Source organism: Pontiella agarivorans (genome assembly GCF_034531395.1).
Lineage (GTDB): Bacteria > Verrucomicrobiota > Kiritimatiellia > Kiritimatiellales > Pontiellaceae > Pontiella > Pontiella agarivorans.
On the sequence record NZ_JARVCO010000012.1, the window covers coordinates 1050293 to 1063241 of the forward strand.

The 12949-nt window shown below is 52.6% G+C and carries 14 protein-coding genes and 2 tRNA genes; 11 read left to right on the top strand and 5 right to left on the bottom strand.

Annotated features, from left to right (window positions below):
• The first annotated feature begins 44 nt into the window (after window positions 1-44).
• The 5 genes from hisC to P9H32_RS17310 all read left to right on the top strand — a co-directional run bounded on the left by hisC (window position 45) and on the right by P9H32_RS17310 (window position 3140).
• Complete coding sequence (gene hisC, locus P9H32_RS17290) at window positions 45-1145, top strand: histidinol-phosphate transaminase (RefSeq protein ID WP_322610176.1); 1101 nt, start codon at window positions 45-47, stop codon at window positions 1143-1145.
• Between the two features lie 66 nt (window positions 1146-1211).
• A tRNA-Val gene (locus P9H32_RS17295) sits at window positions 1212-1288 on the top strand.
• A 25-nt stretch (window positions 1289-1313) separates the two neighbouring features.
• A tRNA-Val gene (locus P9H32_RS17300) sits at window positions 1314-1390 on the top strand.
• Between the two features lie 207 nt (window positions 1391-1597).
• Window positions 1598-1789 (top strand): hypothetical protein, encoded by a 192-nt coding sequence (locus P9H32_RS17305; protein ID WP_322610177.1) that lies wholly within the window; start codon window positions 1598-1600, stop codon window positions 1787-1789.
• A gap of 595 nt (window positions 1790-2384) precedes the next feature.
• Window positions 2385-3140 (top strand): DNA translocase FtsK 4TM domain-containing protein, encoded by a 756-nt coding sequence (locus P9H32_RS17310; protein ID WP_322610178.1) that lies wholly within the window; start codon window positions 2385-2387, stop codon window positions 3138-3140.
• On the opposite strand, the gene putP is transcribed toward P9H32_RS17310, so the two are convergent.
• The gene (putP, locus tag P9H32_RS17315; RefSeq protein WP_322610179.1) at window positions 3137-4609 is read right to left on the bottom strand and encodes a sodium/proline symporter PutP; all 1473 of its coding nucleotides are present in this window, start codon (window positions 4607-4609) and stop codon (window positions 3137-3139) included. The two genes, P9H32_RS17310 and putP, sit on opposite strands and share 4 nt — an antisense overlap.
• Window positions 4610-4692: 83 nt before the next feature.
• Here putP and P9H32_RS17320 point away from each other — a divergent pair, with 83 nt between their 5' ends.
• Window positions 4693-5760, top strand: coding sequence for a M42 family metallopeptidase (locus P9H32_RS17320; protein WP_322610180.1), 1068 nt, complete (start codon window positions 4693-4695; stop codon window positions 5758-5760).
• A 20-nt stretch (window positions 5761-5780) separates the two neighbouring features.
• Here P9H32_RS17320 and P9H32_RS17325 read toward each other — a convergent pair whose 3' ends face one another.
• Both P9H32_RS17325 and P9H32_RS17330 read right to left on the bottom strand, forming a co-directional pair.
• Window positions 5781-6455 carry a LamG domain-containing protein gene (locus P9H32_RS17325; protein WP_322610181.1) on the bottom strand — a complete coding sequence of 225 codons (675 nt, stop codon included), beginning with the start codon at window positions 6453-6455 and terminating at the stop codon, window positions 5781-5783.
• A 2-nt stretch (window positions 6456-6457) separates the two neighbouring features.
• On the bottom strand, window positions 6458-7369 hold the full coding sequence (locus P9H32_RS17330) for a hypothetical protein (protein ID WP_322610182.1): 912 nt from the start codon (window positions 7367-7369) through the stop codon (window positions 6458-6460).
• 128 nt (window positions 7370-7497) lie between these two features.
• On the opposite strand from P9H32_RS17330, the gene P9H32_RS17335 reads away from it, so the two are divergent.
• From P9H32_RS17335 to P9H32_RS17355, 5 genes are read left to right on the top strand one after another with little or no spacing between them, the layout of a single operon-like run.
• Window positions 7498-8469 carry a glycosyl transferase family 90 gene (locus tag P9H32_RS17335; RefSeq protein WP_322610183.1) on the top strand — a complete coding sequence of 324 codons (972 nt, stop codon included), beginning with the start codon at window positions 7498-7500 and terminating at the stop codon, window positions 8467-8469.
• Window positions 8466-9197, top strand: coding sequence for a glycosyltransferase family 2 protein (locus P9H32_RS17340; RefSeq protein WP_322610184.1), 732 nt, complete (start codon window positions 8466-8468; stop codon window positions 9195-9197). Before P9H32_RS17335 ends, P9H32_RS17340 begins: the two co-directional genes overlap by 4 nt.
• 57 nt (window positions 9198-9254) lie before the next feature.
• On the top strand, window positions 9255-10364 hold the full coding sequence (locus tag P9H32_RS17345; RefSeq protein WP_322610185.1) for a glycosyltransferase family 4 protein: 1110 nt from the start codon (window positions 9255-9257) through the stop codon (window positions 10362-10364).
• Window position 10365: 1 nt separating this feature from the next.
• Window positions 10366-11382 carry a glycosyltransferase gene (locus P9H32_RS17350; protein WP_322610186.1) on the top strand — a complete coding sequence of 339 codons (1017 nt, stop codon included), beginning with the start codon at window positions 10366-10368 and terminating at the stop codon, window positions 11380-11382.
• Window positions 11379-11987, top strand: a complete 609-nt coding sequence (locus P9H32_RS17355; protein WP_322610187.1) for a class I SAM-dependent methyltransferase — start codon at window positions 11379-11381, stop codon at window positions 11985-11987. The genes P9H32_RS17350 and P9H32_RS17355 overlap by 4 nt, the downstream gene beginning before the upstream one ends.
• Before the next feature lie 236 nt (window positions 11988-12223).
• Here P9H32_RS17355 and P9H32_RS17360 read toward each other — a convergent pair whose 3' ends face one another.
• Window positions 12224-12409, bottom strand: a complete 186-nt coding sequence (locus P9H32_RS17360) for a hypothetical protein (protein ID WP_322610188.1) — start codon at window positions 12407-12409, stop codon at window positions 12224-12226.
• Window positions 12410-12534: 125 nt separating this feature from the next.
• A complete protein-coding gene (locus P9H32_RS17365) occupies window positions 12535-12873 on the bottom strand; it encodes a sulfotransferase family 2 domain-containing protein (RefSeq protein WP_322610189.1) in 339 nt (112 codons plus the stop codon).
• Window positions 12874-12949: the final 76 nt, after the last annotated feature.

A 12949-nucleotide genomic window follows, 5' to 3' on the forward strand; every position in this document is an offset into this window, starting at 1 on the left:
AGACGTTTTACATTTTTTATCACCGATAATGCAAGGAGCAGGGGATGATACCCAAAAAATATATTTCCGATCTGCGGGTCTACGAACCCGGAAAACCCATCGAAGAAGTGGCGCGCGAACTGGGGTTCGACGATATCGCCGAAATTGTGAAAGTGGCATCCAATGAAAATGAACTCGGTCCGTCACCGCTGGCGGCGGAAGCCATGCGGGAAGCCATTCCGGAAATGCACCGCTATCCGGACGGCGGCGCATTTTATCTGAAACAGAAATTGGCGGAAAAGCTTTCGGTTGACCCCGAAAACCTTCTGTTCGGCTGCGGGAGCAATGAGCTGATTGTTTTCCTCTGCCATGTATTTATGGAGCAGGGAAAAAATCTGATTATGGGGGCCGAAGCCTTTGCCGTCTATTTTCTGGCCAACGCCCTCTACGGCGGCGAAACCATTCGCGTTCCCATGCCGGAGCACGTGCACGATCTCGATGCCATGCTCGCCGCCATCACCCCCGAAACCCGTCTGGTCTGCATCTGCAATCCCAACAACCCGACCGGAACGATGCTTCCGCCCGAAGCCATCGACGCCTTCATCGAACAGCTGCCGGATCACGTTGTCGCGGTTTTCGACGAAGCCTATTTTGAAGTCATGCCCGATGCCATGAAACCCGATGTGCTCAAACACATCCGCGCCGGGAAAAAGAATATCATTGTGCTGCGCACCTTTTCCAAAGCCTACGGTCTCGCCGGGCTGCGCATCGGCTATGCCGTCGCGCATCCCGAATTGATCAACCTGCTCAACAAAGTGCGCCAGCCCTTTAACGTCAATCTGATGGCGCAATCAGCGGCCCTGGCGGCGCTCGATGATGTGACGCATATGGTTGAAACCCGCGAAATGGTTTTCCAGGGATTGGAATTTTTCCAAGCCGAACTTCCAAAGCTTGGAATCGAGACGGTTCCGTCGGGCGCGAACTTTATTCTGGTGAAGACCGGAAACGGACGGGAAATCTTTGAAGAACTGCAGAAACGCAAGGTGATTGTGCGTCCGATGGATCCCTATGGATTGCCGGACTATATTCGCATAACTATCGGCACCCCAGAGCAGAATCAATTGATGCTCGACGCGCTGAAATCGGTCATGGCGGATAAAAGTTAACTTTTTTTTCATCACCCCTTGACTCAAAAACCGGAATGGGTACTATGTCCGCTCCTTTGAACGAATGGGAAATTAGCTCAGTTGGCTAGAGCATCTCGTTTACACCGAGAGGGTCGGCGGTTCGAGCCCGTCATTTCCCACCATTTTTTCAAAGGAAACGATCCATTCGGGCGACTAGCTCAGTTGGCTAGAGCATCTCGTTTACACCGAGAGGGTCGGCGGTTCGAGCCCGTCGTCGCCCACCATCTTTCAGGCTGAAACTTCGGTTTCAGCCTTTTTTTGTGTCCGTAAGGGATTCCCCGGAGAAGGCGCAGCGTAAAAAAACTCCGCCCGCCCGATCCGCCTTCTTTCCAAGGGTTGGAATTTGCTGAAAAGCGGGTCTGAATCTATCGTTTAAACCGTTTATCCTAGAAACGGATAGGAACCACGGATACATACGGATCAACAAAGATATGGGAACAGGATGGGATAATCCGGTGGTGCTCCAGCAGGTGAGCATTTTGCATGTTCTAAGCACTTGGTTATCAGAGTTCTTCTGTGGTTCTATTATGCAGGCCGACGGATTCAGTCTCGACGACAAACGCCAGCCCGTCGACGCCAACGATATTCCCGACATTGTCGCGCGGTATCTGAGTTTGGAATAATGTACCGACCCAGCCGGACGGGAATGCGGTACGCGAACAGGACCGCGCCCGCACCGAAAAACCGTTCCTCGCGCCCAAGACCGAGGTTGCCGGAAATGAATACGACCTCTTCAGCAACCGTTATAAAGAGATTGTCTGCGAAGTGGTCATCTACGATCCGCCCGCAGTGCTGCTCGATCGCATTGCCGAACTCGAAACCGGCATTACCGCCGGGATTGTGGAATTGAAGGGGATGCTCAAATGAGAGGGCAACAACGTAGCACAAGCGTCCCGCTCGTTTTCCGTAGAATGGAGCCGCGCCACCGCGGACAGGCAGGATGCCTGTCCTACTTTCTTTGCGGGAGCCTATCACGAAACCGGGTTAGAAAATGGTGACGTTGTGGGAGGTGTGTCCTGCCGCCGATGGAGGAGCAGCGGCGGATTGTGGAGATCTTGGATTCGGCGCAGGCGTTGAGCGACCAACCGGCGTTTGTAATATTCTGATGGACGTGGTCTGATGCGGTCGGATAGTAATAAATACTAGAGCAGGCGTTGACAAAAACGAATTGCCGACTAGTGTGTGGGGGTTATCTTAGGAGGAGAAGAGGGGAGAGCCATGCTAAGATTCTTGCGTATTACGGGAGTGGTTGTTTTTTCTGTGCTGGTCGGTGTTACAGCCTATAACATCAAGAAGATGCAGGAGAGCGGCGCATTGTATGAAAAGTACAACTATGAGCGGCGCTCAAATATTACACTGTTGAGTAGCTCGATGCTGGCGCTGTTGACGCTGGGGTATTTTGAGATCAACAGTATGCGTCGGCGTCGCGAGCAGTATCACTTGGGCGACGGCCGGTATCGGAAAGGGCGTGATGATGAAGCTGCGGGCCGTGATACTTCCTCCATCTATACCGCTCCAAGACAGATTGATGAATGGAAGGGACGTTCGCATAAGCATGCAAAGATGCATAAAAAACTGCCGGGTAAAAAAGAGGGCGTCGGTGCCGGGTTGCTGTTTCTGCGTGTATTCAGCGTTGTCCTTCCCGTGGTTTACGCGGTTTTGCTGGCGTGGACGTTGATGAGGTGGACGGAATACGAAAGGCCCGCAATTTTACTTCCTGCATTTTTCGTTGTGCTGCTGATGGTCTCTATGTTGGCGGCCATTGGAATTCATTGGAAGAAAACGTGGGGGCTTTCGCTGGGCTATCTGTTGGCACTCGGTAATCTTATGATTTTTCCGTACGGCACTGCCATGGGGCTGTTGCTGATTCTGGCGCTGGTTGCTTCGGGGGATGCTTTTGCCGAATCCGCAGCTCGGAAACGGCGCAAATCGCACCGCCGCGATGTGCCCCGTTCAACCACCAGGGCATTCTAGTTGCGGGCGGTTTCGAAAGTGTCTGTAATTCCGGATTCCGGTTTTTTATCGATCAGGCTGAATACGACAATCAGAAGGGTTGAAATGATAAAGCCCGGGACAATTTCATACAGATCGAAAAGGCCGCCGTTCAACTGTTTCCAGACGAGTACGGTGATGCCGCCGCCGATAATGCCGGCAATGGCACCGTTACGGGTCATGCGGTTCCAGTAGAGGGAAACAATGACAAGCGGTCCGAAAGTGGCACCGAATCCGGCCCAGGCATAGGAGACGAGTCCAAGCACACTGCTGTCGGGTTTGAGTGCGATCAGGCAGGCCAGCAGGGCCACGGCAATGACGGTGCCCCGGCTTACCCAGACCAGTTCTTTGTTTGATGCTTTCGGCCGGATGATTACGCGATAAAGGTCTTCGGTCAATGCCGAGGAGGTGACCAGCAGCTGCGAGTCGGCGGTGCTCATGATGGCGGCAAGTACCGCCGCCAGCAGAATGCCGCCTACAATGGGATGGGTCAGCTGATCGACCATAATCATGAAGATTTTTTCTGCGTCGGAATCCGGCAGCAGTTCGGTGAGGTAGATGCGGCCGGCCATACCGACCAGTACGGCACAGGTGAGACTGACGACCACCCAGGCCATAGCGATCCGTCGTGCGGGTTTGATTTCGTCCGGTGAGCGGATGGCCATAAACCGGGTCAGGATGTGCGGCTGGCCGAAATAGCCGATCCCCCAGGCCATGAGTGAGATGACAGAAATCGTTTTCAGCGTTTCTCCATCGGCATGGGAAAACATATCAAGAAATCCGGGGGTGGCCGATTTCCAGGCATGGGATGCTTCGGTAAAGCCGCCGGCGGCATGAATGCCGAGCATGGGAACCGTGATAATGGCGAAGAACATGATGACACCCTGGAAAAAATCGGTCCAGCTGACAGCCATGAAACCGCCAAGTGCGGTGTAGGAGATGATGACCACCACGCCGATGAGCAGGGCGGAGTGATAGGGCAGGCCGAAGACGGATTCAAACAGTTTGGCGCCGGCGACGAACCCCGATGCGGTGTAGATGAGGAAGAAGACGAGAATAAATACGGCGGACAGTACGCGCAGAGTCTTGTTGTGGTCGTTGAAACGGTTGGAGAAATAGTCGGGCAATGTGATGGAATCGCCGGCGAGTTCCGTATAGCGCCGAAGTTTTTTAGCCACAAATTTCCAGTTGAGATAGGTTCCAATGCCGAGGCCAAGCGCAATCCATACGGCTTCCATTCCCTGGAGATAGGCATAGCCCGGAAGGCCGAGCAGGAGCCATCCGCTCATATCTGAGGCTTGAGCGCTCATGGCGGCAACCCATTTGTTGAGCTGTCGGTCACCGATCAGATAATCGGAGAGGGATTCGTTTTTTTTGTAGAAGTGAGTACCGATCAGCAGCATGAAAATCAGGTAGCCGGCAAAGGTTAGAATAATGTGTAGGTTTTCCATAGCCTGAATGTCGTACTGTTTATTCCGTATTGATACAATACGGAATCTGCATTACCAATAGGGCCGTTAACTCAGGAGTGCTTATGAAAAAAGAATCAAAACAGTTTCTCGCCAGTCTCATCAACAGCATCAGTCCTTCCGGTTATGAGGGACCGGTAGCGAATGTGTGGAAGAAGGAGGCGAAGGCTTTCGCTTCCCGCGTCTGGACCGATACGCACGGAAATTCGCACGCCATTGTAAATCCGGGCGGTTCACCGGTGGTGATGTTTGCAGGGCATTATGACGAGATCGGCTTTCAGATTTCGCACATTGATGATCAGGGGTTCTGCTGGATTCAGGCATTGGGCGGCTGGGATCCGCAGATTGCGCAGGGCCAGCGGGTGCAGATTAATACGAAGAAGGGCATTATCCGCGGGGTGATCGGTAAAGTGGCCATTCACCTGCAGTCGCCGGAGGACCGTAAAAAAGTTTCAGAAGTGAAAGATCTGTGGGTGGATATCGGGGCAAAGGATAAAGCGGATGCAGAAAAGATGGTTGAAATCGGCGACCCGCTGGTCGTGGCATATGGCTATGAGGAAATGGCCAACGGGCTGGCGGTCGGCCGGGCCTTTGACGATCGTGCCGGCGCCTTTGTGGTGCTGGAGGCGGCGCGGCAGCTTTCAGCCCTGAATCCGGCAGCGGAAATTCACTGTGTGGCGACGGTACAGGAAGAGATCGGACTGCGCGGTGCGCAGACGGCGGCCTATGGAATTAATCCCGACATTGGAATTGCGGTGGATGTGACATTTGCAACGGATCACCCGAATATGGCGGATGCGGTTAAACGTGAAAACCTGATTGAACTCGGCAAAGGGCCGGTGATTACGCGTGGGCCGAATATCAATGCCAAGCTGTTCGATCTTCTGGTGAAAACGGCGAAAGCGGAAAAGATTCCGGTGCAGATCAATGCCGAGCCGCGGGGAACCGGAACCGATGCCAATGCATTGCAGCTCAATCGGGCCGGTGTCACGACGGCGCTGGTGAGTATTCCGCTTCGTTATATGCACAGCCCCTGTGAACTGATCAGCCTGAAGGATCTGGAAGCCTGTGCGAAGCTGATTGCAAAAACAGTGGAGAACATTACACCGGAAACCGATTTTGTTCCTTTCTAGCCGGTTGTTGAGGTTTCGTTTTATTGCCGGTGGATTTTCAGCGAGTTGATGGCTCCGCTGAAGCCGTCGGTATTCAGTTTCTGGAATTCCCGGAACACACCCGGCAGTTCGCGGTGCGTCCCGATACGGATCCGCATGCCGTCGCCGTTGAGCGGCGGCTGGCCGGTAACCATGGCGGCATATTTCCGGTTGAGGCTGAGAAAGGCATGGCCGGCACTGATTCGTAATTCAATGGTTACCCATTTTTTGCGGAATTTGCTGATACCGCTGTTCGGTTTTTCCTGCAGGGTATAGGCAACATTTCCGGTGCGGACGCGCGCGAATACCTGATGGTCTTTTGTGTAAATGGCAAAACCGTGCCGGTCGTTGCCCTGCGAAAGAATCAGTCCGTCCGTCAGGAGAAAAACGCGGATCGAAACCACCCATTCGTCACCGGCCGGATCGAGCAGTGAACTGTGTGGAATATCCAGTCCGCGGCCTTCATCCACCACCAGCAGATTCCGATGCTTTATCCGATCCACAAACAGGTTTCCGGTCGGCACAAAAAGGGGATAAAGCGCTTTGTTCGGAATAAGCCCCTCTTTCACCCCCTCAAAATCAAGGTTCAGCATCAGCCCCTTGGGACGGAGTTCCGGTGTCTTGGCGCTGGAAATACATGCGGTGGATAATAAATATGCAAAAACTCGACGGTTCATAGTCAGATTTCTACCGGTTTGCCGATAAAGCCGGCAAGCTGTTTTCCGTCCCGGACGGCATCAAACAGTTCTGATAGGAACTGAGCCCGATCAGAAAAATAGTCTTTACGTCCTTTGGTCTGGCCGACATTCCCCAGATGGAGCCAAGTGTCGTCGAGTACTTCGAGCGGCATATGTTCATTGGCCGTCGGGTGGGCCACGTTTCGAATGACATGTGAGGCAAAGCGCATGTTCCGGACATCGAGCCGGCGGTACAGCGGTTCCCAGTTCTGTCCTCCGGTATCCAGCAGGGCCGGACGGTCGTTGTTGAAATCGACGGCCTTATTTTTTGTGTGGCTGAAATCAAACATGCAGTAGCCGGCCCAGAGGAACCAGCTCCAGGGGGCGTCCTTTTTTCTTCCGAAGACCGGCTGATGGTTGAGCAGATCGACAAGCTTAACATCCCGGTAAGGAATCAGGTCGTGGTCAATACAGGCAAATATACTCGGTTCCAAGGGGAGGAGAATGTTGTAATAGATCCAGTTCAGGGAAATGCCGTGTGAGCGGCAGGGATGTTTTTCAGGATTGGGCGGGAGGGAGAAATAGGGGGTTTCCGCCGCCCGACAGGCGGCCTCAATTTCAGGACGGAGCTCCGGTTTATTCGAGTTGTCGCAGACGATGACCTCGGCATCCTTAACGTGCTCTTTCATATTCCGCAGCAGGATTTCGATGACCCACGGCGAATTGAAAGCCACCACGGCGATAATGTTTTTTCCGCGCAGGTGCTGGAGGCGCTGCAGGAATGGATCGAGGGTTGCGGGGCGACTGCGGACAAACCGGCGGCTGACGGCTTTATTCCGGATTTCCTTGAGATACCAAATGGGCGGGTCCAGCCGCAGCCACTCTGTTGGGGTGTAGTTTTGAATTCCGCGCATAATTGTTTCTTTTGTTGCCCTGTCTGTTTTTTCTGTTGTTTTATCCCGGTGCAGCTACTATCGGGAACTTCAATTTAAAGGGTATGTATTATTCGGGTGCAGCGCGAGATTAAACAGGTTTTGGAAACGTGGGATTACTGACCGTTCAACGAGCAAACAAGTTGCGGTTCTATGCGCGTTCAGCGCTGGAACGCGCGCTGATTCCTGACGCCTTTTACCGTGTTCGGCTCGGGAAAAAGCTGGCGCGGCTTTCGGCTTATGATGCGGAAGCGATGTTGGACCGGGTGGGCTATTATAATCAATTGGACCGGCCCTTTTCGCTTAGTGATTCCGCTGTGGCCCTGAAGGAGCTGACAGGGGACGTCGCTTCGGCCTATTTTTATGATTACCGCGCGCTGATGCGCTATTTTCCGGTCGAGGTCCGGGCCGATGTGGAGTTCGGGGATATTTCGTTCAACCAGCCGCACCCGACGTTGGTGAAGAGCCGTCCGATCGGTTCCGGCAATGAAAATAATATTCTGCTCAAGCTCAATTCCGTGCGGCATTTTATCCCGATTCATGACCCGGTTGATTATGCCGAAAAGAAAGATATGCTGGTTTGGCGGGGCGCGGCATGGAAAAAGTGGCGTAAGGATTTTCTCAAACAATACTGGAATCATCCGCTCTGTGATGTGGGACAGGTGAATCCGCCATCAGAAACTGCTCCGGCGGAATGGGTGAAGCCGAAGATGAGCATTGCCGAGCAACTGCAGTATAAATTTATTCTGTCGATTGAAGGGAATGATGTGGCGACTAACCTGAAGTGGATCGCGCAGTCCAACTCGCTCTGTTTCATGACCCGGCCGAAGTTTGAAACCTGGATGATGGAGGGACGGCTGACCGGCGGAGAACATTATGTGGAGCTGCGGGATGACTACGCGGACTTGCCGGAAAAGGTGGAGCATTATACCGCGCATCCGCAGGAGGCCCGTGAGATTATCCGTAACTTGCAGCATTATTACCGGCTGTTCACCGATCACAGGGCGGATGAGCTGATTTCGTTGATGGTCGTGAAGAAATATCTGGAACTGAGCGGTCAGGCACTGCGGGGTGGACAATGAACAAACTTTCGGTGGCGATCATTACATACAACGAGGAGGCGGTGATTGCCGATGCGGTGAAGTCGGCTGCTTTTGCCGACGAGGTGGTGGTGCTGGACAGCGGGTCGAAAGACCGTACCTGTGCGGTGGCGCAGGAGCTGGGGGCCAAGGTGTTCAGTCAGGAGTGGCTGGGCTTCGGCCGGCAAAAACAGCGGGCAGTGGAGCTCTGTTCCAATGATTGGGTCTTTGTGCTCGATTCTGATGAACGGATTATGCCGGAGCTGGCGGAAGAAATCCAGGTCCTGCTGAAGAGCGCACCGGACCGGCCGGGATATCAGGTTGCGCGGTTGAACTGGTTTTTTGGAAAGCCGATCCGGTACTGCGGGCTGTATCCGGATTATACCGTGCGGCTCTTCAACCGCACGTCGGGGCGGTTTACGGAAGATGCGGTTCATGAAAAGGTGGTGCTGGATGGAGAGCCGGGAACGCTGAAAAACCACATGGAGCATCTGGCCTATGATTCCATCGAGCAGTTTGTGGATAAGCAGAACCGCTATTCTTCGCTCAATGTGAAACCCTCAGGTCTGCTCACCGCTACATTGAGGTCGATGTGGACGTTTGTGCGTCTTTTTGTATTCAAAAAGGGAATTCTGGGTGGGTCGCATGGATTTCTGATTGCTGTTCTGTACAGTCAGTACACCTTCTGGAAATACGTTAAAGGCCGCGAGATGGAGACCAGTTTAAAATGAAAGATTTAATCTTTAAATCAGAAAAACGGCGGTTGCCAGAAGGTATGGTGTAACAGGGTGGATATTGCATTTATCAAACAGAAATTCGTTTCGTTCGGCGGGGGGGAAGGGTATCTGCAGCGGCTGATGGACCGCTGTGCGGAACAGGGGGCCCGGGTTCATTTGATCACAGCATCCTGGGAAGGAGATGTGGCGGATCAGGTTCGTATTCACCGTATTCCTATGCAAACCTATTCCAGACGGGCTCGGTTGATGTCCTTTTCCCGAGGTGTCTCGGAATACCTGAGACAGAACCGGTTCGATGCGGTGATGAGTCTGGAGCGGACTGTCGGGCAGGATATCTGGCGGGGAGGAGAAGGGGTTCATCGTGTCTGGCTGCAGATGAGGTCGATGTTTGAGCCGCCGCTCAAGAAAATGGCCGTTCGAGCCAGTGCCTTCCAACGTGAAGTGTTGAAAACAGAACGGGAATGCATTCATTCCACGCCATTTCTGATTGCAAATTCGAACATGGTGAAGCGGGATATCATACGCTCATTTCCCGAGCTCGACAGCTCCAGGATTTCAGTGATTCATAATGGAGTGAATCCGGATATGTTTTCTGTCGTGAATCGGAATGAAAATCGCATCCGGTTGCGCAATGAGCTGGGGCTGGGGGAAGGGCCGTTGCTGCTTCTTGCCGGTAGTGGGTTCCGGCGAAAAGGCGTGAAAGAAACGATAGAGATGCTTCAGTTACAGCGGGAAGCCGGTTTGTTGGTGATGGGCCGGGACCGTCCTGAAGCCTGGGAAAAATACGCGCGAAAGAAAAGAGTGCATGATCGTGTGCGTTTTCTGGCTCCGGATAAGATGCTTTGTTCTTATTTCCATGCCGCCGATATTGCCCTTGTGCCTTCTTGGTATGATCCTTTTCCAAATGTCGGAATAGAGGCCCTGGCCAGCGGAACACCGGTTGTGACCACGAAATCCTGTGGAACATCTGACCTCATCTGTGAGGAACTAAACGGGGCCGTTTTTGAATATCCGGATCACATCGAATCATTTGCTGATGCGGTTGATCGCGCGTTGAGAATTTCAGATCCGCAAGCGGTATGTGGAACCGTGGAAGGTATGACGGATCTCTGGAATGCGGAACAGACTATGGAACTGTTGATGAAGGCGGCAAGGCGGTAGCATGAACTGTTCAAAGAAGATATTGGTTATTATCCTGAATCCTGATGCGGCAAGCAGCCGGATCCGTGTGCTGAACCTGCTTCCCGAATTAGATACGGCCGGGTTGGAGGTGGAGGTCGAAGTTTATCCGAAAACTTTCCGCGATAAGTTGCGGCTATTTAGAAAATGCAGAGGTTTTAATCTGGTTGTTCTCCAAAAAAAAATGCCCAGCCCGTTTGATCTTTTTCTGCTGCGTAAAAACTGCAGAAAGCTGGGATACGATTTCGATGATGCGCAGCATCTTCCTCATGATTCAAAAGGGAGTAAAAGTCGCAGTCGGGAGGTCAAGTTCAGAAATGTCATTCAGGCATCGGACTTTGTGATTGCCGGAAACCGGATTCTGGAAGGCTGGGCCCGGGAGTTCGGCGCTATAAAAACGTATGTTATTCCGTCTGCAGTTGAGACACGCAATATTGCGGTTAAAACGGAATATACGCTCGGTAGACGGTTTGTTATTGGCTGGGTCGGCGGTCGGGTGAACCTGCCGCATTTGATGATGCTTGCTCCGGTGCTGCAGGCCTTGCAGTCGGCGGATATTCCTGTGGAACTGCGAATTGTTTCAGATGATACAGTGGAGATTCCCGGAGTTCAGGTTGACATGCGAAGGTGGGATATTGAAACGCAGGAAAAAGAGATTGCGCAGTTTGATGTCGGGGTGATGCCGCTTCCTGATACGCTGCATTCCGCCGGGAAATGTGCATATAAAGCGATCCAGTATATGGCATCTGCAGTTCCCGTGGTGGCTTCCGATGTCGGCGTGAATCGGGATGTTGTGAAGGACGGTCCGGGTTTTGCCGCTATAGACAGCGGCGAATTTATAAACTATCTGGCAGAGCTATACGGATCGGAAATGCTGAGGAAAAAATGTGGCGGTGCCGGGAGACTGCGTGCCGAAAAAGAATTTTCCAACGAATCGGTAGGTGCTCTGTTGGCAGCATGCCTGAATGATCACCTGACAGAGAAAGGTATTAAATTATGAAGATACTGAATAAAAAACTTCAGGAAGCTCTGGAGCAGGGCGGGAAGATCAAACTGGATCTCGGTTGTGGACAGGGTCCTGTGGAGGGATTTTTCGCCGTTGATCATCTGGAAATGGATGGGGTGGACGTGGTTGCCGATCTGAATGAACCGCTGGATCTGCTGCCGGACAATAGTGTGGATGAAATATACAGTCGGCACTGCTTTGAGCATATCGACAATTTTCTCCCGCTGATGAAGGAGATTCATCGCGTGGTCAAGCCTGGCGGAAAAATTGAAATTATTGTGCCGCACTATTCCAATGTCCTTGCCTACTCCGATCCGACCCATGTTCGTTTTTTCGGACTCTATACCATGTATTATTTTGTTTCTCCCGAGCATCAGCCGAAAAAACGGAAGGTTCCCTCTTTTTACAGTGATATCCGTTTTCAAATTCACAGGATTAAAATCGAGTTCTATCGGTATACCTTTTTTGAGCGGCTGTCGGTTTCGCTCATCAAGCGATTGGTGAATCTCAGTTTCGGTAACCAATTCCGGTATGAGCGCCGCTGGTCCTCTCTCTTTCATGCCTCGCAGATTCGCTATCTAATGACGCCGGATAAATAGTATATTGGAGCGGTTGCATACGGTTTAGAGGTGTGATGTGCCGACATGAGCAGAGGACTAAAACGGAATCAGAGCGTAATGCTGTAACGGAGCAAGTGGTAAAGCGTCCGCTGGCAGTAAAAAAGGTTCCGCTGTCCGCGTTATCGTTTTTAAGGTTGATGTCGTTTATCTCATTCCGGTTCCGTCGTGTTTCGGGATTGGTCGGTAGTTTAATGCCGGGGGAATGGAGACACTATTCAGAAAGCAGGAACGGGAGCGCGGTTTCCCATAGTGTTTCCATAGGCACGGCATTGCGCCGGATAGATGACCTCCTGAACATGGTCGTAGAGTTTCTGATCTTCGGTGGTTGCCTCGGTGAGTTGGCTGCTGCAGGCCGCCCCGCGGGTCATCGGCCCATTTTCTGAACGGCAGGTGGGATTCATTGAAGCGTTCGAGCAGGCCTATGAACGGGATGCGGTCCTCGATCAGTTCAATGGTTTTTTTCCGCCGACTCTTTGCCGGAAAGATAGCGGCACTGATAATTGCTGCGGGTGGGCAGCCAGGTGTTTCAGGATGCTTCAAGGTGTTCGTGCACGTTTTCGTCGTACGTACTGCGGCGCAGATAAAATTTAAATTCGGAGATCAGCCGTTTGGCGGGATCCCGTAAAAAGGTGTAGTAGCGGACGGGGAGTTGTTGATGCAGGTTGGTGTGCGGCTGAATGGTGTGCCCGGCAATGCTGGCGAGGCCGCGGTCGACTTTCCGGATCTGCTTCAGATCGCGGGCCGTCAGCGGGCGGTAGAAGCCGGGGCGGTCGAAGTGCCGCCAGCTGTAGCTGCGCCGAAGAATGGAAACGAGGGTGATTCCGGCTGTTTTTGGAATATGGGCGAATGCAATTATCGGTCTCATGGCAAGCAGAAGCGTTATCGGTCATGCAACTGAAAAAACTATAGCGCAATGCCGGCGCGGGCAGGTTCCGTTTTTC

Bases quoted from the DNA above. Each gene is read 5' to 3' on its own strand.
- P9H32_RS17365 (WP_322610189.1), bottom strand. From the start codon at position 12,873: ATGAGACCGATAATTGCATTCGCCCATATTCCAAAAACAGCCGGAATC.
- hisC (WP_322610176.1), top strand. From the start codon at position 45: ATGATACCCAAAAAATATATTTCCGATCTGCGGGTCTACGAACCCGGA.
- putP (WP_322610179.1), bottom strand. From the start codon at position 4,609: ATGGAAAACCTACACATTATTCTAACCTTTGCCGGCTACCTGATTTTC.
- P9H32_RS17310 (WP_322610178.1), top strand. From the start codon at position 2,385: ATGCTAAGATTCTTGCGTATTACGGGAGTGGTTGTTTTTTCTGTGCTG.
- P9H32_RS17305 (WP_322610177.1), top strand. From the start codon at position 1,598: ATGGGAACAGGATGGGATAATCCGGTGGTGCTCCAGCAGGTGAGCATT.
- P9H32_RS17330 (WP_322610182.1), bottom strand. From the start codon at position 7,369: ATGCGCGGAATTCAAAACTACACCCCAACAGAGTGGCTGCGGCTGGAC.
- P9H32_RS17355 (WP_322610187.1), top strand. From the start codon at position 11,379: ATGAAGATACTGAATAAAAAACTTCAGGAAGCTCTGGAGCAGGGCGGG.
- P9H32_RS17360 (WP_322610188.1), bottom strand. From the start codon at position 12,409: ATGAATCCCACCTGCCGTTCAGAAAATGGGCCGATGACCCGCGGGGCG.
- P9H32_RS17325 (WP_322610181.1), bottom strand. From the start codon at position 6,455: ATGAACCGTCGAGTTTTTGCATATTTATTATCCACCGCATGTATTTCC.
- P9H32_RS17320 (WP_322610180.1), top strand. From the start codon at position 4,693: ATGAAAAAAGAATCAAAACAGTTTCTCGCCAGTCTCATCAACAGCATC.
- P9H32_RS17340 (WP_322610184.1), top strand. From the start codon at position 8,466: ATGAACAAACTTTCGGTGGCGATCATTACATACAACGAGGAGGCGGTG.
- P9H32_RS17350 (WP_322610186.1), top strand. From the start codon at position 10,366: ATGAACTGTTCAAAGAAGATATTGGTTATTATCCTGAATCCTGATGCG.